Here is a 24,717-nt window from a genome sequence, read left to right as displayed (position 1 = left end):
TTTCGGGGTGGCGAAAGCGGTCAGCCGCCTTCGCGCCGATCGCGGATTTCGCGTTCGCGCAGGGGGGTCTTGTCGATGGACCGGCCAATCTCGCGCACGCTCCACGGAGAAGGTTTGCGCAGTTTGACCACGCCGTCCTTGTCGACGAATACCATCTGGAACCCGCGCGGGCGCAGCTGTGACCGGATCGGAGACCGCGCCGATGGGTCTGTGTCGGTCAGAACCACCACGTCACGCTCACGCATTGCGGCTTCGCCCTCGACCAGCATGTCGATCTGTTGCTGGAACCGCGGGTCCGCCGGCGTGTCGGCAAAGACTACGATAGGTCGGTTGACCCAAAGAAACTCGCTGAGTTCGCTGTCACCCACCGGGCGGACAAAACTGTCATCCGTCGTCGCCGTGCCATCCGCCGCCCAGACAGACATCGGGATTAGTGCCAAGAAAACAAAGGCAAGCGTGCGTGTCATGTGGCCTCCTGTTCCTTTGAATATAGCCTCTGTGACACCGATTGCGACCGACGATTTGTACCATACACTCAAAATGTCGCGCTTGCGGCTGAATGAAACGGCCAAGCGCAAGACCTCAATGCGGAAGCTTTCGACTGCCGCCATCCGAATTGACAAGAGGAAACCGAAATGACCGACACCAAGGATTGGAAAGCGCTGGCCGAGAAAGAGCTGCGCGGGCGTCCGCTGGACGACCTGACCAAAGAGACGCTGGAAGGCATTGCGGTCAAACCGCTCTATACGCAGGAAGACACCGCTGGTTTGCCGCATATGGGTTCGCTGCCGGGCTTTGGTCCGTTTACACGCGGTGTGAAAGCCACGATGTATGCCGGCCGTCCGTGGACGATCCGTCAATATGCGGGCTTTTCGACCGCCGAAGAATCCAACGCCTTCTATCGCCGCAACCTGGCGGCGGGCCAGCAGGGTGTGTCGGTTGCCTTCGATCTGGCCACCCACCGCGGCTATGACAGCGACCACCCGCGTGTCGTCGGTGACGTGGGCAAGGCCGGTGTGGCCATCGACAGTGTCGAGGACATGAAAATCCTGTTCGATGGCATTCCGTTGGATCAGGTCTCGGTCTCGATGACCATGAACGGCGCGGTGATCCCGATTCTGGCGAACTTCATCGTGGCAGGAGAGGAACAGGGGCACGACAAATCGGTTCTGTCCGGCACCATTCAGAACGACATTCTGAAGGAATTCATGGTGCGAAATACCTATATCTATCCGCCCGAGCCCTCGATGCGGATCATCTCGGACATCATCGAGTATACCTCGAACGAGATGCCCAAGTTCAACTCGATCTCGATCTCGGGCTATCACATGCAAGAGGCCGGCGCGAATCTGGTGCAGGAGCTGGCCTATACCCTGGCCGACGGGCGCGAATATGTCCGTGCAGCGACACAGGCCGGGATGGACGTGGACAAGTTCGCAGGCCGTTTGTCGTTCTTCTTTGCCATCGGCATGAACTTTTTCATGGAGATCGCCAAACTGCGCGCCGCGCGCACGCTGTGGCACCGGGTCATGACCGAGTTCGGCGCGAAATCTGAACGGTCAAAAATGCTGCGCACCCACTGCCAGACGTCAGGTGTTTCGTTGCAGGAACAGGATCCTTACAACAACGTGATCCGCACCGCCTATGAGGCGATGAGCGCGGTTCTGGGCGGGACTCAATCGTTGCACACCAACGCATTGGACGAGGCGATTGCGCTGCCCACCGACTTTTCGGCGCGTATCGCCCGGAACACGCAGCTGGTGTTGCAGGAAGAGACCGGCGTGACCGATGTGGTCGACCCGCTGGCGGGGTCTTATTACGTCGAAAGCCTGACCAATGAGCTGATCGAGAAAGCCTGGGCCCTGATGGAAGAGGTCGAGGAAATGGGCGGCATGACCAAGGCCGTGGCCAGTGGTATGCCCAAGCTGCGCATCGAGGAAAGCGCCGCGCGCCGCCAGGCCATGATCGACCGTGGCGAAGAGGTGATCGTCGGGGTCAACAAATATCGCAAGGAACAGGAAGATCCGATCGACATTCTGGACGTCGACAACGTGGCGGTTCGCGAAGCGCAGGTCGCGCGTTTGGAACGTATCCGTGCGACCCGTGACGAAGCCGCTTGCCAACAGGCGCTGGACGCTTTGACCAAGGCTGCCCAAGAGGGCGGAAACCTGCTGGCCGCCGCCGTCGAGGCCGCCCGTGCCCGCGCATCCGTAGGAGAGATCAGCATGGCAATGGAAAAGGAATTCGGCCGCCACCGCGCCGAAGTGAAAACCCTGGCCGGCGTTTATGGCGCGGCCTATGAGGGCGACGAAGGCTTTGCCGCGATCCAGAAATCCATCGAGGAGTTTGCCGAGGCCGAAGGCCGCCGCCCGCGTCTGCTGGTGGTCAAGATGGGGCAGGACGGCCATGACCGTGGGGCCAAGGTGATTGCCACCGCGTTCGCCGATATCGGGTTTGACGTGGACGTTGGCCCCTTGTTCCAGACCCCGGCCGAGGCCGCGCAGGATGCAGTGGACAATGACGTGCATGTGGTCGGCATTTCCTCGCAGGCGGCAGGGCACAAGACACTGGCTCCGCAACTGGTGGAAGAGCTGAAAAAGGCCGGGGCCGAGGACATCATCGTGATCTGCGGAGGGGTGATCCCACAACAGGATTACCAGTTCCTTTATGATCATGGGGTCAAGGCAATCTTTGGCCCGGGCACCAACATTCCCGAGGCCGCTCAGGACATCCTGCGCCTGATCAGCGAAGCGCGCGGCTGAAGAAGGTCGGGTTTTTCGTCAGATCATCTTGTGATCGTGCCTCTTTGGCGAAAACATACGGCCAGATCCGCAAGGGTCTGGCCATTAACTTGCAGGAGGTGGCACATGTTACTGGATCATCTGGCCGTCGCGGGCGAAACGCTTGAAGAAGCGTCTGCGCATATCGAACAGGCGCTTGGCGTTGCGCTGCAACCCGGTGGGAAACACGAAAAATTCGGGACACATAACAGGCTGCTGGGTCTTAGGGATGGGCTCTATCTGGAAGCGATTTCCATCGATCCGCAGGCGCACCCTCCGGGCAGGCCGCGATGGTTCGATCTGGACAGTTTTCAGGGCGGCCCGCGTTTGACGAACTGGATATGCCGGGTCGAGGATATCGAGGCCACACTGTCGATCTTCCCCGATGGCACCGGAGAGCCGATCGACCTGACCCGAGGCGCGCTGCGGTGGCGCATGGCGGTTCCACCAACCGGGCGCTTGCCGTTCGACAACCTGTTTCCCGCCCTTATCGAATGGCAGGGCGATCTTCACCCGGCCGACATGCTGCAAAACAGCGGCTGTCGGCTGCGGCGTTTGGTTGTGTACCACCCGGATGCGTTGACGCTGGCCAGACATCTTGGTGCATTGGATCAGGTGGTGTTCGACACCGGCCCGGCCGCGCTCAGGGCGGAGTTCGAGACGCCTCATGGGGTCCGGGTGCTGGAATGATCATTCGCCCGGCCATGGCGGCGGATGCGCCCGAAATCGCCAGGATCACCAATGCGATCATTCGTGAGTCGTTGATCACCTTCACGACCGATGAGCGCAGCACAACGCAAATCACCGAGGATATTACGGAGCGGGGCACTGGATTCCTAGTCGCCGAACATGATGGGCAAGTTGTTGGTTTTGCCACCTATGCCCCGTTTCGCGCGGGCCCCGGATACGCGCAAACGCGCGAACATTCGATCCAGTTGTCACCGGACGCGCGCGGAAAAGGCGTTGGGCGTGCTTTGATGCAGGCGCTTGAGGCGGCCGCAAGAACCGACGGGGTGCATGTGCTGGTCGCAGGCATTTCCTCGGCCAATCCGGGCGCCGTGGCGTTTCACGCGGCGCTGGGCTTTTCACAGGTTGGTCGCATGCCCGAAGTTGGGTTCAAATGGGGTCAATGGCTGGATCTTGTGCTGATGCAGAAAATTCTTTCACCTGAATGATCTGTCGCACCTGACAGTCCCGAATTGTGACGCTAGTGTACGCCCATGTCGATCTGGACCCGCATATCCGATGCGCTCAGCGCGCTGGCCCAAGGCGAAAGCCTAGCCGCAGTTTTTGAAAATCTGCGAACACCTCCGGAACGATCGGTGGCGTTCACGATTGCGGTGATTGCCCTGGGCGCAAAAATGGCCAAGGCAGACGGCCAGGTGACACGAGATGAAGTCACTGCCTTCCGCGATGTGTTCCAGATCGCGCGCGAAGACGAAGAAGATGCTGCGCGGGTCTTCAACATGGCGCGCACGGATGTGGCGGGGTATCAGGACTATGCCCGCAAGATCGCCCGGATGTTCGCCGAAGACAGCACCACGCTTTGCGACCTGATGGAGGGGCTGTTTCACATCGCCATGGCCGATGGGTTCTACCACCCCAATGAGAACGCGTTCTTGGAGGAAGTGAGCAAGATATTCGGGCAGTCCGACGCTCAATTCAAAGCATTGCGGGCACGGTTCGTGCCGGATGCGCCAAAGGATCCTTACACGGTTCTGGGTGTGCCGCAGGACATGCCTTTGCCCGATATCCGCAAAGTCTGGCGAAGGCTGGTCCGCGAAACGCACCCGGACGCCATGATGGCGCGCGGTGTCCCGGAAGAGGCGATCAGACTAGCCGAGAAAAAGATGATCGACATCAACCGCGCCTGGGATGAGATCAACGGCGCGCGGGCCTGACAGGATGCGGCTGGCGACCTACAATATCGAATGGTTTGCCAATCTTTTTGATCAAAACGACCATCTGATTGTCGATGACACCTGGTCCGGTCGGCATAATGTCACCAAGGCGCAACAGGTCGAGGCGATCGCAAAAGTGCTGACCGCGATTGACGCGGATGCGGTATTGATTGTCGAGGCTCCGAACACCGGCAAACGCCAGAATACGGTGCGGGCCCTGCAAACCTTTGCCGAGGCGTTCGATCTGCGCATCTCTGACGCTGTGATGGGGTTTGCCAACGACACCCATCAAGAGCTGGCGCTGCTCTACGACAGGACCATTCTTGCCGTGCGTCATGATCCCAAGGGTGACATCGACGACCCCTTGGCCCCCCGGTTCGATGGTGCGTTCAGAATCGATCTGGATATTGATGCGACCGAGGATGTGGTGCGGTTTTCCAAACCACCGATGGAACTGGCGGTGACGACGCAATCGGGCCACGACGTCCGGCTGATCGGAGCTCATTTGAAATCCAAGGCTCCGCATGGGGCCGGGTCGCGGGACGAGGCGATCCGGATCTCGATTGCCAACCGCCGCAAGCAACTGGCGCAGGCGGTCTGGCTTGCCAGGCGGGTCGAGATGCACGTTGCCAGCCAGGAACCCGTCATTCTGCTGGGAGACCTGAACGACGGTCCCGGGCTGGATGAGTTCGAGCATCTGTTCGGCCGCTCTTCGGTCGAGATTTTGCTGGAAGCTGGGTTGTTCGACCCGCACGCGGTGACGGCTCATGGTTTTCGGCCGGGATCGATACCCTCCACGGCGCGCTTTGCCCGCCCGGAAGAAGGCAGGTTTCTCGAGGCTCTTCTGGATTACATAATGATTACACAGGATCTGCGTGCATACCGCCCGGCCTGGCGCATTTGGCATCCGTTTCGCGACGCGGCCTGTTGGTCCGCACCGGACCTGCGACAGGCACTGCTGACGGCGTCGGATCATTTCCCGGTCACACTGGACATCGACCTGTGACCTTTCACGCCTTCGGCTGGGGCGCTATATACTAGTTATGAAACACGTTTTGCTGATCAGCATAATCACTGCCGGCATCGCCGCGCCCGCCCTTTCGCAGGAAGACAACAGCAAATCCCTGATGGAGCAGGGGGCCGAGCTGTTTTTCGAAGGTCTGCGCAAGGAGATGGAACCGGCGCTGGATGATCTGCTGGGCCTTGCGGATGAGTTTGGCCCGGCAATGCAGTCGTTCTTGCGGGAAATGGGCCCCGCACTGGCCGAGCTGGGGGCCGAGATCAAGGATTGGAGCGCTTATGAAGCGCCCGAGATCTTGCCCAATGGCGATATCATCATCCGAAGGAAACAGGCCGAGGATCCGCCAGAGCCTGAAAATGAAAGTGAAGAATTGCCCGAAGGGGCAACTGATATCTGATCGGATCGATGGTCAGCCCTTGATGATCACGCGCGTATCGGATTTCAGGGCGTTCGCCAGTGAATTCAGGCGCGCTTCGGCAACTTCGCTGAACAGGGGGGCTGCTGCTTCGGGCAGGTATAGCTCCAACTCCCGCTTTTTGGGATAGAATTTCAGGCGCCCCATATTGGCGTCCTTGTGCATCCACAGCATCGCGCCAAAGCGCATGGCCTTGCCCAGAATTTCGGCCTGTTTCTGGCTTTTCTCATCCAGCAATTCGTAAAGCCGAGAGAACCGGTTGCCTTCCCGTTTGTTGCGATAGCGGTGTTGCAGTGCCAATCCGATGAAAACACGCTCGGAGTGCTTCAGGCCCCCCAGATTGGCGCGCGTGACGTTGTCGAAACACACCTCGGCCCGATAATCGGGATGTGCGCGCCAGCTTACATCGTGCAGCAGGCAGGCCGCCTTGATCAGGCGCACCCTGCTGGGCGGTGCGGATCTGAACAGCGGGATGACAAAATCATAGAGATTGCTGCCAAATCCGGGCAGGCGCGCGTCCTTGGCTTCCGAGAACCGGCTGGCTTCGATCAGCGGGTCGCGGTCGCGCACTTCCTGCGGCATCTGCTCATACAGCAACCCCTCGCGGATACCATAGCTCGAGATGGCGATATCTTTGGGTTTGAACGTGCGGATCAGCCGCGCCAGAACATCCATCGCATAAGGGATAAGCGCCATGCGCGAACTGGACACGCCGGCCTGAGTACGCAGCTTTTCATGATCGTGTTTCTCGATGTATTTGATCGTCTCGCGCACCTGCTTGGTGGTCATGCGGTATTCATGCAGAACGTTCAGCGGATAGCCTCGCCGCAGCATGTCCAGCCGCGCAAAGGCACGCCAGCTGCCGCCGACCAAAAACAAACGATCCCGCTGCTGGCCCATCTGATTGCGCAGATCCTCCATCGTTTCCTTGATATGCGCTTTTCGCGCGCGCCGCCCGCCTTTGATGTCACGCAGTTTCAGCGGCCCAAGCGGCGAGGTCACGCGGCGGCCGACCTGACCACCGCCGATTTCGGCCAATTCCATCGACGATCCGCCAATATCGCAGATCAGCCCATAAGCTCCGGGCCATCCCAACAGGACACCCTGTGCCGACAGGCGGGCTTCTTCGTCACCGTCAATGATGGCCACTTGCAATCCTGTTTCAGCCTGCACCTGATCGCAGAACTCGGGCCCATCCGAGGCTTCGCGCACAGCAGCGGTGGCGACAACATGCAAACCGGGCAAATCCAGATCCATTGCCAGGTGCTGGAAGCGCCGCAATGCCGCCAGGGCACGTTTGCGGCCTCGCGGGTTCAGCCGTCCGGTTTCGGACAGGCCCGCCCCCAGTTCGCACATGACCTTTTCATTGTAGAAATAAGCCGGTGATCGGGCCGCCCCGTCGAAAATGACCATCCGGACCGAGTTCGACCCGACATCGACAACCCCGACGCGCGACAGCGCCCGTGCGTCCGGTTTGTCAAACAGAGGCTTTCCGATTGTTCCCCAATCCGGGATATCGGTTTCGACGGTCTGATCCATGTGCCTTCCAGATTGTTCTGTTTGAGGATGCGAAATTGACGTCAGCGGGTCAATCATTGGTCTCGATCTCGTCCGGGCTCATGTTCAGAACCCGCACGGCCAGGGAACGGGTGATGTCGCGCTTTTCCATAAGGGCCAATTGATCCAGCTGCGCCACTACGTCGGCCGCAGTTTCAAATCGACGATCCATGTGTTTGACCAGATAGGCGATCACCTCGGGGCCGGGGTTCAGCTGCCGATCTACGAACAGTTTGGCCAGAACCGCACCCAGCAACGCGTCGTCGGGCGGATCCAGCGCCACGTGATGGGCGCCTTCGACCCGGCTTTGCAGGTCGGCCAGTGGCAATTCCCAGAACTTCGGGGCCAGCCGACCCGTCATCAGCAGGGCGTTCCCCTCGGCCAGAACCAGATTGTGCAGGTGAAACAGCGTTTTCTGCTGGTCGGCATCGTCGGCGATCATGGGCACGTCTTCGACGGCAATCGGCCTGCGTGCCAGATCCGGCACGTCGTCATACCGCAAATCGGCGGCCTGAATGATGCGCCCGCCGGTTTCCGCGGCCCAGACATGTGCCAGATGGGTTTTACCCGCGCCAGCCGGACCGGTCAGAACAAGCTTGTTTCCCGGCCAGGATGTGGCCGAGATCATCGCCACGGCCAAGGCATTGGCAGGCGACACAAAAAAGTCCTCTCGCCCGAGCGCAGTTTTGGCGGGCAGATCAAAGCTGAGTTGTCGGGCCATTTACTCGGTTTCCTGATCCTGACGTTCAAGACCGGTATAAAGTCGGCTGTCCAGGTACAGCGATGTGGCAAATCGGGCCAGCACGCCCAATGCTGCGGCCACGGGCACGGCGATCAGCATGCCGACAAAGCCAAACAAAGCCCCAAAGACCGACAGCGCCAGCAGCAGCCAGACCGGGTGCAGCCCGACAGAGCTGCCTACCAGTTTGGGTGTCAGGAAATTCCCCTCGGTGACCTGTCCGATGGCAAAGATCCCCGCGATCAGTCCGACATGTGCCCAATCTCCCCAAAACTGAAACAGCGCCAGCCCGATGGCCAATGAGCCTCCGATCAGGGCGCCCAGATAGGGGATGAACGTGACCAGCCCCGCGATGAACCCCACGATCAGGCCGAATTGCAGACCGGCAAGCATCAGCGCGACGGCATAGTAGGTACCTAGGATCAGGCAGACCGTTCCCATCCCGCGCACGAAAGAGGCCAGCACGGCGTCAATCTCACCGGCCAGCCGCCTGATGGTGGGGGCATGATCACGCGGCAGGAGCTCTCCGATGCGAGCGACCATGCGATCCCAGTCCAGCAGCAGGTAAACGGCCACAACGGGCACGATCACCAGAAGGACAACAATGTTTATCGCAGACCCAAGTGAGGCAAGAACCGTTTGCAGAACATCACCAGTCTTGGATTTCAGCATATCGCCGAAGGACACCAGCATCTGATGAGTGTTTGATTCCCGATCCAGCAGCGACGGGAATTGTTTTTCAATGAACCCGCGCAATTGCTTGAACAGGTCTGGCAGAACGTCGATCAGATCCAGCAACTGGGTAATCAGGGCGGGCACGACCATCAGGATCGCCAATATAAACCCCAAAATCCCGATGACGGTGATGACGGATGTGGCTGCGATGCGCGACAGGCCCAACCTCTCCAGCCGATCCGCAACGGGATCAAGGAAATACGCAATTGCTCCGCCTATGACGAAGGGCAGCAGGACATCCCCCAAAGCCCAGAGGATCAAAACAAAAACCGCCGCGGCGACGCCCCAGTATCTCAGCTGATCCTTTACCGGCAAAGCCATCGTGATCCCCTTGTTCAGGCACTTGCAGGCGTTCTTGGCGCATCAAAGCCCATGATGCAAGCGCTTCATGGGCAGGGGCTTTGCCCGCTTCAATCGTGCAACGTCCCCAGTTCAGGGGTGTCTTCTTCTGCGGCTTCATCGGGCCAGTTGGTGCGCCAGATTTCTGCCGACCAGTGGCCGCAATGAACCGCCGGACGGTCGAAACCGGGCAGGGCGGGCAACAATGGTTCAACAATGACGTCATGGCGGGGTACGGCGAAATAAGGGAAAGAATACCGTTCCTTGCCCGACCGGTTGACCACCCGATGTGGCGTGGATTTCAATCGCCCGCCTGACCAAAGTTCCAGCATGTCGCCGATATTCACCACGAAACCACCGAGTGGGCAGTCTGGTGAAATCCACTTGCCGCTGCGGGTCTGCACCTCGAGCCCGCCCACCGGATCGGGCGCGATGATGGTCAGTGCGTCCGTATCCTTGTGCGGATGGATGCCATAGCCCGCTTCTTCCGCGGCCTGCGGGGGATAGTGCAGCAATGTCATATTGGTCATCGGATTGCGGAACGCGTCGCGCAAAATGCCAGAGGTCAAGTTCAGGCCGGATTCCAACGCGCCCAACAACACATCAGTGACCTGATCCAATTGACGCCAATAATCCAGGATGACCTCTTTGGCGCTGGGAACTTCGGCGGGCCACAGGTTTGGGCCGTACAGGGCACATTCAGAGCGCACAGGGTCGGCGGCGGCAACCTCGTGGTGCAGCTTGTAACCCTCGTATTTGTCGGCCTTGCCGGATCCGTCATTCGGTGTGAATAAACCCATCGGGATATAACCGCGATAATTCTTGCGCGTGATGGCCTGATCCCATTTGCGGGATTCATTGATGGCAAAGATCTCTCTTGTGGTTTGACGGACGTGATTCACTGTCCGCTGGGACACACCTGTCCCGGTGATGGACAGAAACCCGATTCCTGTGCAGGCCTCAATTATGCCTTGTACCGTTGCGGCAAAGGCTGCGCTGCCGGGATCGGACAGCGGCGAGATGTCTATGGTCGGAATTCTGTCCATCAGTGAATCCTGACCCCCTGACGTTGCAGTTCCGCGTGAACAGGTGCCAGATTCAGCTGGTCCAGCTCCTGATTGCTTTTCAATGATACCGCTGCGGCGATTCCCGCGCCCTGGCCCATGACGGCGCAGCAGGCCATGTTGCGCGTGGCGGCATGGGCCACCCGGTCCGCGCCATGCGACCGCCCGGCGACCAGCAGGCCCTTGACGCCCCTGGGCAGCATCGAGCGGTAGGGGACCTGCATGTACCGCCCCGTGGTCGGCAGGATCAGAATGCCATAGCCGTCGATGAATTCGGGATAGATGCCGATCGTGTCCTCGAACCGGCCCTGATGGCGGGCGTCGTTTTCGGTCATGTTGTAGACCGCATCGATCTTGCGGGTGTCGCGGATACCGATGGTCATCCCGAAATTCCGAAGCCGCGCGTTTTCGCATCCCGGCATGAACCGGCGCAGCGCCTCGATGGCCAGCATGGTCTGACGGCGGCCTTCGATCTCGCCACGTGTCAGGCTGTCGGGGTCGGTCCCATCAATCTCGGCCAGATGGATGAGGTTCATGTAGGTCAGTTCGCCCGTGTCATGCATCGCGCCCCAGGTGCCGGCAATGGTATTCAGATGCGGCGGGATCAGCCCCTGATCGATGGCCTGCTGGAAGGGCTTGTGCACGAAGGGCGAGAACATGTCGTCCTCTTTGCCGCTGGTTTCGATGTTCCACTCACCACCGCCGCCCCAGTCCTTATAGGTCTGCGGGTCGGCCTTGACGCCCTCGATAAAGGCGCGCTTGTCCACCCCGGCCAGATGAAACATGACCGACGCCGCCATCATGTCCTCCCGAGCGGTTTTGTGCGTCGGGGCCCCCGCGCGATGGGCCACATCGGCGTCGCCGGTGGCATCGATTACCACCTTGGCCAGTATCGCCTCGCGCCCGGCCTTGGACTCGGTAATGATACCAGTGATCCGGTCCCCTTCCATGATGGGGGCGACGAATTGCCGGTGCAGCATCGGGTGAACACCCGCCTCTTCGACCAACTTGTCCGCCACCAGCTTGAACCCTTCGCTGTCCAGTTCATAACTGAGCGACTGGCTTTCGGGCACCGCCGCGCCCGTTTCTTTGGCGCGGGTTTCGAACTCCATCCCGATGCCGCCGGCCTCGACGGTTTGCTCGTGCCGGTACCAGGCGAATCCTTCGACGCCGACGGCAGTGATGTTGCCGCCCATACAGCCGAACCGGTCAACCAGCGACACGTCTGCGCCTGCACGGGCCGCTGCCAGCGCTGCTGCCAACCCGGCCGGGCCAGAGCCCACGACCAGAATATCGGTCTGGTGGATGACAGGTATCTGCCGGGCGGGTTCCTGAATTGTCTGCAACAGTGCCTCCTGGGGTTGGTGTTCCCGTCACAATTGAAATTCCCAATTGGCGGGTCAATCAAAAACCCGACTGACCTCGGGTCGCAAACGCGCCATTGCCGGGCGTCGCATTCACAGCCCGCCAGCGCAGAGAGCCGACGTACCGGGCCGAAACGTGCTATACTGACGCCCTGCCTTGGGGGACGAAGCAATGCCCGACATCTATCAGAGCCTGGATCAACAGGGGGAAGACACGGTTCGCGTCGTTGCGGACCGTCTGGAATTTCGCGGCGAAATGCCGGATTTCATAAAAATGCGCGAACGCTATTTCGACCGGCTCGACTGGGCCTCGTGCCGCCGCATCGTCGATCTGGGCTGTGGCACGGGCGTCGTGACGCGGGCGCTGGCCGACCGGGTCGGCCCGGAGTGCGAGATTGTCGGGTCGGATCTGGCGGCGGAACTGATCAAGGTCGCAATGGAAAAGACGGACGCTGCGGGGTTGGCGGGGCGCATACGGTACGAGGTTGCGGATTCCCGGAACACCTGTGACGGCGAAGGTAGCTTTGATATCGTCATCGCGCATACGGTGATCAGCCATGTGGTGGACCCGGCGGCGATGCTGGAGGAAGCCGCGCGACTGACGCGGCCCGGCGGCACGATCGCCATTTTCGATGGCGACTATGCGTCGTTGACGATCGGCGCTGGCGACCCTGACGCCAACGCGATGGCGGTGAACGCGATCTTGCAGACGGTGGTCGGCAATCCGTTCGTTCTGCGGCATCTTCCGTTCCTGGCCCGGCAGACGGGGCTGGAAGTTTCCGGTTTCATCCCGGAATTGCTGGCCGAGGCTGGCCAGACCTCGTTTTTTGGAAACATGATCGACGCCTATGTCGGCCCCTGCATTCAGGCCGGCGCAATCGACGCCGAGACCGCCTTGAAATGGGCCGAAGGTCAGAAAACAGCCGCGCGGGAAGGCACGTTCTTTGGTTCGTGCAACTATTACACTTATTTGCTGCGCAAGCCTGAATGATGCGGCGCCTTGCCTAGCCTTTGTGGATCGCGTAGAGCATTCGGGCTTTCGCTAGACAAATAGGATCGTTCATGCGCCTCAGCCGTTACTTTCTGCCCGTTCTCAAGGAAAACCCGTCCGAGGCCCAGATCGTTAGCCACCGGCTGATGCTGCGTGCCGGGATGATCAAGCAGGCTTCTGCGGGGATTTATTCCTGGCTGCCGCTGGGCTTCAAAGTGCTGCGCAAGCTGGAAAACATCGTCCACGAGGAACAGGCCCGGGCTGGTCACATCGCGATCCAGATGCCCATCATCCAATCGGCGGATCTGTGGCGCGAATCCGGCCGCTATGACGATTACGGGCAGGAAATGCTGCGCATGAAGGACCGGCATGACCGGGACATGCTTTTCACGCCCACGGCCGAAGAACTGGTGACCGATATTTTCCGCGGTCACGTGAACAGCTACAAAGACCTTCCGCTGACCCTCTATCAGATCCAGTGGAAGTTCCGCGACGAAATCCGCCCGCGTTTCGGTGTGATGCGAGGGCGCGAGTTCTATATGAAGGACGGCTACAACTTCGACCTCACCAAGGAAGATGCGCTGCACGCCTATAACCGCCATCTTGTCAGCTATCTGCGCACCTACGAGCGTATGGGCCTTCAGGCGATCCCGATGCGCGCGGATTCGGGGCCCATCGGCGGCGATGACACCCATGAGTTCCTGGTGTTGGCTGACACTGGTGAATCCGAGGTCTTCTATGACAGCGCCGTCACCGATCTGACCTTTGGTGATCGTGAGATTGACTATGACAGCCGCGAACAGTGTCAGGCGATCCTGGAAGAGTTCACCTCGAAATACGCGCGCACGGATGAAACGCATGACGAGGCGCTGTTCAATCAGATCCCCGAAGAACGCCGCCGCGTGGCGCGTGGTATCGAAGTTGGGCAGATCTTCTATTTCGGCACGAAGTATTCCGAGCCGCTGGGCGCCACCGTGCAGGGCCCGGATGGAAAACCGGTTCCGGTGCATATGGGCAGCCACGGGATCGGCGTCAGCCGTCTGGTCGGCGCAATCATCGAGGCCAGCCATGACGACAAAGGCATTATCTGGCCCGAGGGCGTGACCCCGTTCCATTGCGGCATCGTGAACCTGAAGCAGGGCGATGAAGAAGCGGATGCGGCCTGTGACAAAATCTACAATGCTCTGACTGCCTTGGGGCTGGAGCCGCTTTATGATGACCGCAATGAACGGGCAGGGGGCAAGTTTGCGACCATGGATCTGATTGGTCTGCCCTGGCGGATCACGGTCGGGCCGCGTGGCCTGAAGAATGGTGTCGTTGAACTGACTTGCCGCCGGACCGGTGAAAGCGAGGAACTGAGCCCCGAGGCGGCCGTTACCAAAGTTGCTGAAATCTACCAGCAGATTGCCTGAGCACCGTCACCGGTGACGGGTCTTGCTGTCACGCAACACAGATCCATTTCGCGAAGGTGGCCATGCGATTGGCTTGGCCACCAAATGTGAACTGACCAATTTGATTGGTTCAGACGTCAGTCTTGGTCTACCGTCGGGCGCGTTGCAAGGATGTCGCCGTTGGCGCCATCGCCGCGTGCGACCACGATCGGACGGCCCAGCCGGTTGACCAAGTCGCGAAACTCAAGACCCAGAAATCGCAACCCGCAAACCCGCGCGTCCGTAGTGCGATCCGTGATACACAGACGTCCTTGCCGGAAAACCAGACGGTACCCTTTGTCTTTCAGGATATCAGTCAAGTTGCCCCAGCTTGCCGCGCTGGCAAAGATCGGCCGAATGGCCGCACGCAGCAGCGCCGCTGTTTCACAATCCAGTTCTTTTGATGCTTGGCGAGACGGAATAACCCCCGCACCGTTGGTTGAAATTTGAAAATTCATTGAGCGACCCCCGCTCCTTAAATGTGTTCCCCCACATACAGGGTGACAAAGTTTCTGAAAATAATCAAAAAGAGTAATAAAATTTCGCGCCCATTGTTGCCTTTTCGATTCAGGAGCTCACAAAGCGCGACGATTAACTTCATACATGAAACAATACCAGTTTGTCTGTGATGCGCTTCACAACTCATGGTGTAGCGCCAGAATTCCAAGTCATCCGTTTGGCCCAGCCACAGTGCTGGGCAACCGGATTGATTCGGCTCGTTCAGGCTGAGGAACGGGTTCGGAATGACAACCGGCTTGACCATCGGGTGAAATGTCGAAACTGTCCCCGCGAACATGAACACCCCGGAGCAGGCATGGCCAAGACACCCCCGCCCTTTGCCCCTTTTGAATGGAAAATCGCATGGCGTTATCTGCGGGCCCGCAGGGCCGAGGGCGGCGTCAGTGTGATGACCTGGATTTCTCTGATCGGGATCACATTGGCAGTGTTTGCCCTGATCGCGACATTGGCGGTCCGGTCCGGCTTCCGTTCGGAATTTGTTGGCACCATTCTGGGCGCCAACGCGCATGTGACGGTCTATTCGTCAGGCGAGATTGATGCGCAGGGGCGGGTGGATCGCACAATCGCCGACTTTGAGGAACGCGCGGCCCGGGTCGCGCAAGTGCCCGGTGTTCAACGCGCGGCTCCCTTGGTGAAGGGGCAGGTACTGATCACCAACCGCGACCGCAGCAGCGGGGTCGAGGTGTTTGGAATCCGACCCGACGATCTGCGTGATCTGCCTGGAATTGCCCAGGCAGAGCAGGCTGTGGGGGACTTGTCTGAATTCCAGGCGGGTGAGGATGTCATCGCAATTGGTTCAGGCGTGGCGAGCAGCATCGGGGCAACGGTCGGGGATGTCGTCAAGTTGACGTCGCCCAACGGCGTCAAAACCGCCTTTGGTACGTCGCCCCGCGTGAATGCCTATCGCGTTGTCTATGTGTTCTCGGCCGGGCGCTATGACATCGACCGCACCCGCGTCTACATGCCGTTTTCGCAGGCGCAGGGCTTTTTCAATCGCGAAGGTGTGGCCGATGAAATCGAAGTGATGGTGGACAACCCCGAAGACCTGGGCCCGATCCTGATTTCGATTCTCGAAGCATCGGGCGAGCGCAGCCAGATCTGGACCTGGCAGGATGCATCCGGAGGCTTTCTGCGGGCATTGGAAGTTGAAGACAACGTGATGTTCATCATCCTTTCAATCCTCGTTCTGATCGCCGCGATGAATATCGTTTCGGGCCTGATCATGCTGGTCAAGAACAAGGGGCGCGACATCGGCATCCTGCGCACCATTGGCCTGAGCGAAGGATCGGTTCTGCGTGTCTTTTTCATCTGCGGCGCTTTTACCGGCCTGATCGGAACGGCAATGGGGGTCATCCTGGGATGCCTTTTTGCGATCTATATCGATCCGATCTTTTCCTTCGTGAATTACGTGATGGGCGGCGGCGTCTGGGATCCGTCGATCCGGGGCATCTATGCCTTGCCCGCCGAGCTGCATCTGAGCGACGTGCTCAAGGCGATCGGCCTGTCGCTTGGCCTGTCCTTTGTCGTCACCTATTTCCCTGCCCGTCGAGCGGCGCGGCTGAACCCGGTCGAGGCGTTGCGCTATGAATGATGTCACATTGCGTCTGAAAGGTCTGACCAAGACCTATCTGAAAGGCAAACCGGGCGAGGTGCAGGTTCTGCGCGGAGTTGATCTGGATCTGCGCGCGGGTGAGGCCGTAGCGATGGTTGCGCCCTCTGGGGCAGGTAAATCAACGCTTCTGCATATTGCTGGTCTGCTGGACATGCCCGACGAAGGAACCGTTGAAATCGGCGGGCAGAACGTATCGGGCAAGGGCGACCGGACCAGAACCGCACTGCGTCGGCAGGATATCGGGTTCGTGTATCAATTCCACCACTTGCTGCCGGAATTCACGGCCTTGGAAAACATCACCCTGCCGCAACTGGCCAATGGTGTACCGGACAAGGCCGCACAGGCCCGAGCGCTGGATCTGCTGGACCGTGTCGGCGTGGCCGCACGCGCCAGCCATCGCCCCGCCGCACTCTCTGGTGGGGAACAGCAGCGGGTGGCGTTTTGCCGGGCCTTGGCGAATGCGCCCCGTGTTTTGTTGGCGGATGAACCGACGGGCAATCTGGACCCCGAAACCTCGGATCAGGTCTTTGATACACTGATGAAGCTGGTGCGGGACGAAGGGTTGTCGGCGTTGATAGCAACGCACAATCTTGACCTGGCGGCGCGCATGGACCGGATGGTCCGGCTTGAGGGCGGAGTGCTCAGGCCAGTTGAGTGATCGCAACGCCAATGGCCATGACGGCGATCCCGCCCATCCGCATAAGCGTAAGCGGTTCGACCTGTGCGCCGAACAGGCCGAAATGGTCGATGGCCGCAGCGCTGATCAATTGCCCGAGCAGCACAAAGAACACTGCATTGCCCACCCCGAAATGTGGTGCGACATGGGTGATCGACAGGACATAGAAAGCAATCAGGACACCTGCAAGCAACAGGTGTTTCGGCGCATTGGCAATCTTGGACAAGGCCGCAAATCCGGGAAACAGCGCCATGACCAAGGCGGAGGCGGCGAAGGCAATGGCAAACAGCACAACAGCTGCCGCAGTTGGCGACCCGATGACTTTTCCCAGCGCCGCGTTGAGCGCGGCCAGGATCGGAATTCCAAATCCGGCGGCCAGCATGATGGCGGCGTATTGTGTCATTGCCCGAAACCTCTGTACCTTATTCGTTGATCTGGATCATTGCGCCAAGACGGTCATCGGGCAACCCTGCAAATGCCAATCCAGGCAGGAGGATACGATGTTCAAGGCAACAATCAGTGTAATGGTTCTTGGGGTTTCGGCTGCTGCCTCGCAGGCCGCCTGGGCTCAGGACGCGAAGACCGGAGAGGAACTCTATGTGCACCATTGCGCGACCTGCCACGGAATCGATGCGATGGGTCAGGGTCCGATGGCAGCCGTGCTGGTGGTTCAACCAAGTGATCTGACCGCTTTGTCCAACGAAGAGGGCGTGTTCCCGACTGCGGGCGTTGTCGCCCGCATTGATGGTCGGGATCCGCTGGTCAGCCATGGTAGCCCTATGCCGGTTTATGGTCCTTATTTTGACGGGCAGGACACATCCATGAAAACGCCGCAGGGTCAGCCAATTCTGACGAGCCAGCCCATCGTGGATCTGGTGGCCTATCTGGAAACACTTCAGAAGAATTAGGTTCCGCTGCAAATCCCGTCGATCTCGGCCTCGCTCCAGGGAAGCAAGATCGCGCGCTCACGCCCTTTTTGCGGAAGCGGGGACAGATCAAAATGCGCACTCAGCATCCTGTGCAGCCGTTTGGTTCGGGTGGCCTGAGGGTCCAGCGCACGGCAGCAAACGTATTCCTCAACGATGGCGCCCTGCTGTTCAAACCCGTAGGACAGGAAGTCCGGCGAGGTTTCGAGGTCAAAAAGATACGGGTCGCTGCGCCCACCATGTTCCGCCGCTGCTCGCAACGGGTGGTAACCGGTGGTCCGGCGATTCTGCCACTGCCAGACATGCGTCAGTTCATGGGCCAGCAGCATCGCGGCCACCAGGTTCATCTGATCCGGAAAATCGGACATGTAGTCTTCCAGATACCAGTCGCGCGCAAAATAGACCTTGTTGAACAGGGCCACGGCTGCGGGCCTGCCGGTCACCGGCCCGGGTTCTACCGGAGGAAGGATGCGCTCGCGGCAGGCCAGACGTGGCCGCTCTTCGCGGAAATACGTCACATTGGTAACCGGCGCGCCTTGGACCAATCGCACGCTGTCCAGATTCAGGGTCTCGCCCTGAATGGCATCCGCAAAGTCGCGCTCTTGCTTTGTCAACGGACGGCCGCAAGAGGACAGCAATAAAAGAGCACACAGGAATACGCGCAGAACCATGAGGTGAATCCTAGTCCTCTGCTTGCGATCCGCAAACGGTTTTCACAGGCTCATGGCCAGAACCCGGCTGATTTCCGTCAAAGACCGCCCGGATTGATCCATCCAGGAATTGAAGGCCCGTTGTACCGCCGCCATGGCTTTTTTCGACGTAGCGGGCTTGTCGATCACGCCCTCGGCGATCAGACGGGCGGTGACGTCTCGCGACAGGATGAAACTGTCGCGGCCCGCAAAACGCATCGCATATTGCGCCGAAGCCCCGCCAAGACGAGACCCGCGTTTGGACAGCATGGCAAGAAGGTTGACATAGTCATCAGAGGGCCAGCCCCCCAGAACCTGGCCCGCGCCGCCTTCGTTGCGCAGTTCCAAAAGGAACGCCGCGTTGTCCCGCACTGCTGCGATCTTGGTTCCATTGCGGACAATGCGTGTGTCTTGCAGCAGGGAATCGAACTTTTCATCATCCATGAACGCACACCGGCCCACATCGAAGCTGTCAAAGGCGGCCTCGAATCCATCCCATTTGTTTTCGATGACCTTCCAGTTGAAACCGGCCTGAAAGACGCATTTCGTGATGATCGATAGCCACCGGTCGTCGGGCATCGCCGCCAGTTCTTCGTGGCTTTTGGGCTTGTTCAGCTGTGCTTCAAAGGCTTCGATCCCACCGTGGCGAGAGGCGGCAATATCAAAGATCTCGTCAAATGAACGCATGAACCCAACCTCAAAGCTGTCTTAGGAAGAGTGTTTTGTTTTGCCTTCCTTTTGCAATGGGAATTTTCGGTGTTCGAAAGCCACCCGACCGGAAATGAAACTCGGCCCGAACAAGAAAAACACTGAACTGTCAAAGAAATGCTCGACAAACGGGTTTAAAACGGTTTGTGATTGACTCGTCAGTCAACATTCCGTGCCCCGGGGCGGGGGATAATGGCGGGTTGGGCTGGGGTCCTTGCGGCGCCTGCGGGAAAAAATCAACGCTTCAGCGGCAAGAAAGCCGCGCTGTTACAAACTGATCACTTTCCTTTTCCGACCAAATTTGTGCATGTTGCGGCATGGTATTGTCATCAGACAAAGACACCGGCGGGAAACCCCTGCCGGGGTGGGCAAAACAAATAAGACAGGGAGAAAATCCATGAAAAAACTGAGTGTAAGCCTTATGGCCCTGACCGTTGCCGGTGCGGCGCATGCGGCGGATATGGGGGCCGTGGACGAGCCGATCAAACTGGCGATCAACGAATGGACCGGTCAGCACGTGACCACGCATGTGGCGGGTGAAATGCTCAAGGCCGCCGGTTATAACGTGGAATATGTGACCGCCGGCATGATGAACCAGTTTCAGGCGCTGGCCGATGGAGACATCGACGCGACGCTTGAAATCTGGTCGTCCAATGTTTCGGATGAATATGCAAAGAAGATCGAGGAAGGCACGGTTGTCGAAATCGGCGATCTTGGCCTGGATGCCAAGGAAGGTATCGCATACCCGGCGCATGTCGCTGATCTGTGCCCCGGCTTGCCTGCGTGGGAAGCGCTGAAAGACTGCGCGCAGGTGTTCGCCACGGCGGAAACTCTGCCCGGTGGCCGTCTGGTCGACTATCCGGCCGACTGGGGCACGCCTGGTGCGGATCGCATGACTGGCCTTGAGCTGCCGTTCAAGGCTGTCCCCGCCGGTTCCGAAGGTGCCCTGATCGCTGAACTTCGCGCATCGACCGAGCGTAAATCGCCGCTGCTGATCACATTCTGGCAGCCGCACTGGGCGATGTCTGCCTATGACGTGCAGTTCGTTGAATTGCCCGCAGGTGAAGAGGCATGTTTTAACGATCCGGCGTGGGGTCCGAACCCGAACGCGGTAAACGATTGCGACTTTTCGCCATCGCGCATCTTCAAAGCCGGCTGGAGCGGCCTGGAAGAAAAGTGGCCGGCCGCCTATGAGATCCTGTCCAACTATCAACTGGCGGTCGAAGACCAGCAGCCGATGATGGGCGCGATCGATGTCGACGGCGGTCAGGTCGAAGAAGTTGTCGCCGCATGGATGGCCGAGAACGAAGACAAATGGCGTCCTGTTGTCGACGCGGCGACCAAGTGAGCCACTTAGGTGACTGACACGACTGTGCCAGCCATCGCCTGCCGGAATCTCTGGCAGGTGTTTGGCCCGGGCGCTGACAAAGCCCTGACCGACGCGCTGTCTCGGTCAGGGAATGACGCCGACAAGGCTGCCGTCGCCCTTCGCGAACAGGGGCTGATCCCCGCCGTTCAGGATGCCAATTTCGAAGTTCAGGAAGGTGAACTTTTCGTCATCATGGGCCTGTCGGGCTCGGGCAAATCCACGCTGATCCGCTGCATTTCGCAGCTGCTGCCCGGCACAGGCGGTGAGATTCGGGTGGACGGCGAAAATGTCATCGGCGCCTCAAAAAAGGCCCTGACCGAGCTGCGCCGGAAAAAACTGGGCATGGTGTTCCAGCATTTCGGCCTGTTCCCCCACATGACCGTTGCTGAAAACGTCGCATATCCTCTGCGCGTTCAGGGCGTGGGCAAAAAGGAACGGCTGGACCGCGCGCAGGAAGTGATTTCGCTGGTCGGTCTGGAAGGGCGCGAAGACAGCTTCCCGCGACAACTTTCCGGCGGGCAGCGGCAGCGGGTGGGTATCGCCCGCAGTCTTGCCGTAAACCCTGACATCTGGTTTCTGGACGAACCGTTCTCGGCGCTTGATCCACTGATCCGTCGCCAGTTGCAGGATGAATTCCTGCGCATTCAAGCGACGTTGAAGAAGTCGATCGTCTTCATCACCCACGATATTCAGGAAGCGCTTAAGCTGGCTGACCGTATTGCCATCATGCGGGGCGGCAAGATCGTGCAGATCGGCACGCCCACGGATATCGTCCTGCGACCCGTCGATGACTATGTGCGCGAATTCTCGAAGGACGTCGCCAAGGGGCAGCATGCCAAGGTCGCCTCGGTCATGCGAAACGAGGCAGAGTGCGGCCCGGACGATCCCGGCCTGACCACATCGATGACACTGGACGCGGCCCTGGCCCATTGCATGGAACTTTATGAACCCGTGCCGGTGCGGGATGCCGATGGCAATGTCGTTGGCACGGTGCACCCTTCCGATCTGGCTGCCGCGCTTCAGGTGGACGAAACATGACCGCCGTAGCTGAGTTTCCGACGCAGCACGGCGCGCGGCTGACGGCAGGCGCCAAGGCCGCCCTGATCACGGTTGTCGTCGGTGCGGTTTGCCTTGCACTCGAGGGCATCGCCCCATGGCTGGTCAAATGGCCCGCCGCGTGGGAACTGCCTGCAACCCAATGGGTGGGCACGTTTCTGGACTGGTTTCTGAACCTGATCAAACCGGCGATGCGGTTGTTCTCGGATTTGATGACCTATCCGATGAACTGGGCGAATTTCGTTCTTGGCAACACACCATGGCCCATTCTGATCGGGATCGTGACCGCGCTGGGCTGGTATCTGGGCGGTTTGCCCATGGCCGCGCTGGGCTTTCTGGGCCTCAGCTTTGTTCTGGCGTCGGGTTACTGGGCTGAGAGCATGAACACTCTGGCCTTGGTCGCAGTATCCGTTCCGGTGGCGTTGATACTGGGTGGTGGCATCGGCATCCTCGCCAACGAGGTACCGCGGGTGAAATCTTTCGTTCAGGCGGTTCTGGATGTCATGCAGACGGTGCCGACCTTCGCATATCTGACACCACTGTTGCTGCTCTTTGGCTTTGGCCCGGTTGTCGGTCTGATCGCCTCGGCCATCTATGCTGCGCCGCCCATGGCGCGCAACGTGATGCTGGGGCTGGAACGGGTGGAGCCCGAGATCAAAGAGGCCGCCATCATGTCCGGTGGCACGCGTTTTCAGCAACTGTTTCAGGTCGAAATTCCCGCCGCCACGACGCAGATCATGGTCGGTGTGAACCAGTGTCTGATGGCGGCCTTGTCCATGGTCATCATTGCCGCCGTCATCGGTGGGTTCAACGATATCGGCTGGGAGGTTCTGCTGACCATGCGCAAGGCGCAGTTCGGGGAGTCTCTGATGGCGGGTCTGGTCATCGTGGTCTTTGCCGTCGTCATAGATCGCATGAGCGGCACCTTGGCGACCGAGCGCAAACGTTATGACAGCCGGGTTGTCTGGGCGATGTTGGGTTTCGCCGTGGTCTTCACGGCCGCCTTCTGGGCGTGGTTGCCGAACCCATCCGAACTGACCTTGCTGGATCCGATGGCCGAGGCCGTGGACAGCGGCTTGACCGCGTTCACTCAGGCCAATGGCCCATGGTTGGATGCGCTCAAGAACAACTCACTTTTCTATGTGCTGCTGCCTTTGCGGATCGGTCTGGATCAGGCGGTGCTGCCCTTCACCTGGGGCTTTCAGTGGACGCCGGGCATGAGCTTTGGCCTGTTTGCCGCAGGTGCCGGGATCGCGCTGTTGATGGCATGGCGTGGGCGGCTGACGGGTGGTCTGATCGTCATGATTCTGATTGGAATGCTGGAAACCGGCATTGCCAACCTGCCGTGGCCCTTTGTCCTGACCGGCGCCGCTGCTCTGGGCTGGGTCGCGGGGGGCTGGCGTCTGGCGGCGCTGTGCGTGGGGCTGCTTTGCACCATCCTCGTTTCGGGCCTGTGGGAGAGAGCGCTCTTGTCGCTTTACCTCAGCGGTGCGGCGGTGTTTTCCTGTGCCGTGGTCGGCGGCCTGATCGGCCTTGCCAGCGCGGTCTGGGAACCGGTGTGGAAAGTGGTCCGTCCGATCTGCGACATGTTGCAGACAATCCCTCTGTTCGTGTTCCTGATCCCGGTTCTCATGGTGTTCCAGATCGGCGAGTTCTCGGCCTTTCTGGCAATCTGCGCCTATGCGATCGTGCCCATGATCCGCTACACGCGGCACGGGTTGGTCAACACGCCGGACGAGATGATGGAGGCCGCGATCTCAAGCGGTGCGACCGAGTGGCAGATCATGCGCGACGTGCGCGCGCCCTATGCCGCGCCCACGATCCTGCTGGGGTTGAACCAGACCATCCTCTACGCCTTTGCGATGCTGGTGATCGCCGCCCTTATTGGCACCACGGGTCTGGGGCAGTCGATCTATCTGGCGCTGGGTCAGGCAGATGTGGGGCTTGGCATTTCGGCCGGGGCCGCGATGGCGATTCTGGCGCTGATTGCCGACCGCATCGTGCAGGGGTTTGCTGAAGAACGCCGCGCGGCGCTTGGATTGTAAACAGGGCAGGGGCGATGCACCGCCCCTGCGCCGAACTTGATTTTGGACAAGGATACCAGTGTCGTCCTGATCTAGACCGATCCCAATAACGCGGAGATCACCATGACCGGTTGGGTCCTATTCCTTGCAGCACTCGTCACATTCCTTCTCAGCCACGCGATTCCGGTGCGACCCGCCATACGCGGACGGCTGATCGATACACTCGGACGCCGGGGGTATTTCACGGCCTATTCGGTTCTGTCGCTGGCCGTCCTGGCGTGGTTGATCATCGCCGCTGCCAACGCTCCTTATGTCGAGGTCATTCCGCCATTTGCGGTTTTGCGCTGGGCGCCGGTTCTGATCATGCCGGTGGTCTGCTGGCTGGCTGTTGCGGGGCTGATCATTCAGAACCCGTTCTCATTCGGAGGGCTGGGCAATCGGCCCTTTGACCCAGAACAGCCCGGTATCCTGCGCACCACCCGACACCCGATCCTTGCCGCGCTGATGCTGTGGGCGGTGGCACATCTTCTTGCCAATGGCAGCCTGTCACATGTGATTCTGTTCGGCCTGTTTGCCGGTTTTGCAGCTATGGGCATGGCCCTTGTCGACCGGCGCAAGTCGCGGGAAATGGGCTTTGAATGGGTCCGCTTGTCCCGCAACACGGCGCGGTTCTCACTGCGCGCACCGCGTCCCTGGCCGCGTCCCGGGGTGTGGCTGGCCGCGCTGGCCGCCTATGCGGTTCTGCTTCACCTGCACGCTCCCGTGATTGGCCTGTCCCCGCTTCCGTGAACGAGGGAGTGGC

26 protein-coding genes are annotated in these 24,717 nt (G+C 59.7%); 15 read left to right on the top strand and 11 right to left on the bottom strand.

Annotation, left to right across the window (positions count from 1 at the left end; translation table 11 throughout):
- Positions 1 to 20: 20 nt before the first annotated feature.
- Positions 21 to 467 (bottom strand): DUF4174 domain-containing protein, encoded by a 447-nt coding sequence (locus ACR0FB_RS07400; RefSeq protein WP_171362466.1) that lies wholly within the window; start codon positions 465 to 467, stop codon positions 21 to 23.
- Between the two features lie 168 nt (positions 468 to 635).
- On the opposite strand from ACR0FB_RS07400, the gene scpA reads away from it, so the two are divergent.
- The 6 genes from scpA to ACR0FB_RS07370 all read left to right on the top strand — a co-directional run bounded on the left by scpA (position 636) and on the right by ACR0FB_RS07370 (position 6,099).
- The gene (gene scpA / locus ACR0FB_RS07395; protein WP_171630890.1) at positions 636 to 2,762 is read left to right on the top strand and encodes a methylmalonyl-CoA mutase; all 2,127 of its coding nucleotides are present in this window, start codon (positions 636 to 638) and stop codon (positions 2,760 to 2,762) included.
- 105 nt (positions 2,763 to 2,867) lie between these two features.
- Entirely contained in the window at positions 2,868 to 3,470 is a 603-nt protein-coding gene (locus tag ACR0FB_RS07390; RefSeq protein ID WP_480619921.1) for a VOC family protein, read from the top strand.
- Positions 3,467 to 3,955, top strand: coding sequence for an N-acetyltransferase family protein (locus ACR0FB_RS07385; RefSeq protein WP_480619919.1), 489 nt, complete (start codon positions 3,467 to 3,469; stop codon positions 3,953 to 3,955). Before ACR0FB_RS07390 ends, ACR0FB_RS07385 begins: the two co-directional genes overlap by 4 nt.
- Positions 3,956 to 4,000: 45 nt before the next feature.
- Entirely contained in the window at positions 4,001 to 4,681 is a 681-nt protein-coding gene (locus ACR0FB_RS07380) for a TerB family tellurite resistance protein (RefSeq protein WP_480619917.1), read from the top strand.
- A 4-nt stretch (positions 4,682 to 4,685) separates the two neighbouring features.
- Positions 4,686 to 5,687 (top strand): endonuclease/exonuclease/phosphatase family protein, encoded by a 1,002-nt coding sequence (locus ACR0FB_RS07375; RefSeq protein ID WP_480490667.1) that lies wholly within the window; start codon positions 4,686 to 4,688, stop codon positions 5,685 to 5,687.
- A gap of 49 nt (positions 5,688 to 5,736) precedes the next feature.
- Entirely contained in the window at positions 5,737 to 6,099 is a 363-nt protein-coding gene (locus tag ACR0FB_RS07370) for a hypothetical protein (protein ID WP_371732205.1), read from the top strand.
- Positions 6,100 to 6,111: 12 nt separating this feature from the next.
- Here ACR0FB_RS07370 and ACR0FB_RS07365 read toward each other — a convergent pair whose 3' ends face one another.
- The 5 genes from ACR0FB_RS07365 to ACR0FB_RS07345 all read right to left on the bottom strand — a co-directional run bounded on the left by ACR0FB_RS07365 (position 6,112) and on the right by ACR0FB_RS07345 (position 11,897).
- Complete coding sequence (locus ACR0FB_RS07365; RefSeq protein ID WP_171630901.1) at positions 6,112 to 7,656, bottom strand: Ppx/GppA family phosphatase; 1,545 nt, start codon at positions 7,654 to 7,656, stop codon at positions 6,112 to 6,114.
- A gap of 49 nt (positions 7,657 to 7,705) precedes the next feature.
- On the bottom strand, positions 7,706 to 8,395 hold the full coding sequence (locus ACR0FB_RS07360) for a P-loop NTPase family protein (protein ID WP_171722886.1): 690 nt from the start codon (positions 8,393 to 8,395) through the stop codon (positions 7,706 to 7,708).
- Positions 8,396 to 9,469, bottom strand: a complete 1,074-nt coding sequence (locus ACR0FB_RS07355; protein ID WP_480619915.1) for an AI-2E family transporter — start codon at positions 9,467 to 9,469, stop codon at positions 8,396 to 8,398.
- 89 nt (positions 9,470 to 9,558) lie between these two features.
- Positions 9,559 to 10,533 carry an isopenicillin N synthase family dioxygenase gene (locus ACR0FB_RS07350; RefSeq protein WP_480619913.1) on the bottom strand — a complete coding sequence of 325 codons (975 nt, stop codon included), beginning with the start codon at positions 10,531 to 10,533 and terminating at the stop codon, positions 9,559 to 9,561.
- Positions 10,533 to 11,897 (bottom strand): FAD-dependent oxidoreductase, encoded by a 1,365-nt coding sequence (locus ACR0FB_RS07345; protein WP_480619911.1) that lies wholly within the window; start codon positions 11,895 to 11,897, stop codon positions 10,533 to 10,535. The genes ACR0FB_RS07350 and ACR0FB_RS07345 overlap by 1 nt, the downstream gene beginning before the upstream one ends.
- 190 nt (positions 11,898 to 12,087) lie before the next feature.
- Here ACR0FB_RS07345 and ACR0FB_RS07340 point away from each other — a divergent pair, with 190 nt between their 5' ends.
- A complete protein-coding gene (locus ACR0FB_RS07340; protein WP_480619909.1) occupies positions 12,088 to 12,906 on the top strand; it encodes a methyltransferase domain-containing protein in 819 nt (272 codons plus the stop codon).
- A 71-nt stretch (positions 12,907 to 12,977) separates the two neighbouring features.
- Positions 12,978 to 14,318 carry a proline--tRNA ligase gene (gene proS, locus ACR0FB_RS07335; protein ID WP_152458706.1) on the top strand — a complete coding sequence of 447 codons (1,341 nt, stop codon included), beginning with the start codon at positions 12,978 to 12,980 and terminating at the stop codon, positions 14,316 to 14,318.
- A gap of 116 nt (positions 14,319 to 14,434) precedes the next feature.
- Here proS and ACR0FB_RS07330 read toward each other — a convergent pair whose 3' ends face one another.
- Both ACR0FB_RS07330 and ACR0FB_RS07325 read right to left on the bottom strand, forming a co-directional pair.
- The gene (locus tag ACR0FB_RS07330; RefSeq protein WP_480619907.1) at positions 14,435 to 14,794 is read right to left on the bottom strand and encodes a hypothetical protein; all 360 of its coding nucleotides are present in this window, start codon (positions 14,792 to 14,794) and stop codon (positions 14,435 to 14,437) included.
- 17 nt (positions 14,795 to 14,811) lie between these two features.
- Positions 14,812 to 15,132 carry a hypothetical protein gene (locus ACR0FB_RS07325; protein ID WP_209832480.1) on the bottom strand — a complete coding sequence of 107 codons (321 nt, stop codon included), beginning with the start codon at positions 15,130 to 15,132 and terminating at the stop codon, positions 14,812 to 14,814.
- A gap of 18 nt (positions 15,133 to 15,150) precedes the next feature.
- On the opposite strand from ACR0FB_RS07325, the gene ACR0FB_RS07320 reads away from it, so the two are divergent.
- Positions 15,151 to 16,446 (top strand): lipoprotein-releasing ABC transporter permease subunit, encoded by a 1,296-nt coding sequence (locus tag ACR0FB_RS07320; RefSeq protein WP_480619905.1) that lies wholly within the window; start codon positions 15,151 to 15,153, stop codon positions 16,444 to 16,446.
- Positions 16,439 to 17,125 (top strand): ABC transporter ATP-binding protein, encoded by a 687-nt coding sequence (locus ACR0FB_RS07315; RefSeq protein ID WP_171630915.1) that lies wholly within the window; start codon positions 16,439 to 16,441, stop codon positions 17,123 to 17,125. The genes ACR0FB_RS07320 and ACR0FB_RS07315 overlap by 8 nt, the downstream gene beginning before the upstream one ends.
- Here ACR0FB_RS07315 and ACR0FB_RS07310 read toward each other — a convergent pair.
- Entirely contained in the window at positions 17,109 to 17,546 is a 438-nt protein-coding gene (locus tag ACR0FB_RS07310; protein ID WP_171114855.1) for a DMT family transporter, read from the bottom strand. The genes ACR0FB_RS07315 and ACR0FB_RS07310 overlap by 17 nt on opposite strands.
- 97 nt (positions 17,547 to 17,643) lie before the next feature.
- Between ACR0FB_RS07310 and ACR0FB_RS07305 the strand changes: the two genes are divergently transcribed.
- Positions 17,644 to 18,051: a c-type cytochrome gene (locus ACR0FB_RS07305; protein WP_209832486.1), complete on the top strand. Its 408-nt coding sequence runs from the start codon at positions 17,644 to 17,646 to the stop codon at positions 18,049 to 18,051.
- Here the strand turns inward: ACR0FB_RS07305 and ACR0FB_RS07300 are convergent.
- Together ACR0FB_RS07300 and ACR0FB_RS07295 are read right to left on the bottom strand one after the other, a co-directional pair.
- Positions 18,048 to 18,740: a hypothetical protein gene (locus ACR0FB_RS07300; protein ID WP_480485311.1), complete on the bottom strand. Its 693-nt coding sequence runs from the start codon at positions 18,738 to 18,740 to the stop codon at positions 18,048 to 18,050. The genes ACR0FB_RS07305 and ACR0FB_RS07300 overlap by 4 nt on opposite strands.
- A gap of 42 nt (positions 18,741 to 18,782) precedes the next feature.
- Positions 18,783 to 19,445: a DNA-3-methyladenine glycosylase I gene (locus tag ACR0FB_RS07295; protein ID WP_480490660.1), complete on the bottom strand. Its 663-nt coding sequence runs from the start codon at positions 19,443 to 19,445 to the stop codon at positions 18,783 to 18,785.
- A gap of 418 nt (positions 19,446 to 19,863) precedes the next feature.
- Between ACR0FB_RS07295 and ACR0FB_RS07290 the strand changes: the two genes are divergently transcribed.
- From ACR0FB_RS07290 to ACR0FB_RS07275, 4 genes are all read left to right on the top strand, one after another.
- On the top strand, positions 19,864 to 20,814 hold the full coding sequence (locus tag ACR0FB_RS07290) for an ABC transporter substrate-binding protein (RefSeq protein WP_171630927.1): 951 nt from the start codon (positions 19,864 to 19,866) through the stop codon (positions 20,812 to 20,814).
- A gap of 9 nt (positions 20,815 to 20,823) precedes the next feature.
- Positions 20,824 to 21,873 carry a quaternary amine ABC transporter ATP-binding protein gene (locus tag ACR0FB_RS07285; protein ID WP_480619903.1) on the top strand — a complete coding sequence of 350 codons (1,050 nt, stop codon included), beginning with the start codon at positions 20,824 to 20,826 and terminating at the stop codon, positions 21,871 to 21,873.
- Entirely contained in the window at positions 21,870 to 23,936 is a 2,067-nt protein-coding gene (locus tag ACR0FB_RS07280; RefSeq protein ID WP_480485308.1) for an ABC transporter permease, read from the top strand. The genes ACR0FB_RS07285 and ACR0FB_RS07280 overlap by 4 nt, the downstream gene beginning before the upstream one ends.
- 102 nt (positions 23,937 to 24,038) lie before the next feature.
- On the top strand, positions 24,039 to 24,704 hold the full coding sequence (locus ACR0FB_RS07275; protein WP_171722897.1) for an NnrU family protein: 666 nt from the start codon (positions 24,039 to 24,041) through the stop codon (positions 24,702 to 24,704).
- Positions 24,705 to 24,717 lie beyond the last annotated feature (13 nt).

This window comes from Ruegeria sp. P10, assembly GCF_056534925.1.
The sequence above is the reverse complement of the archived record's forward strand: the minus strand, read 5'-3'. Positions and strand labels throughout refer to the sequence as shown.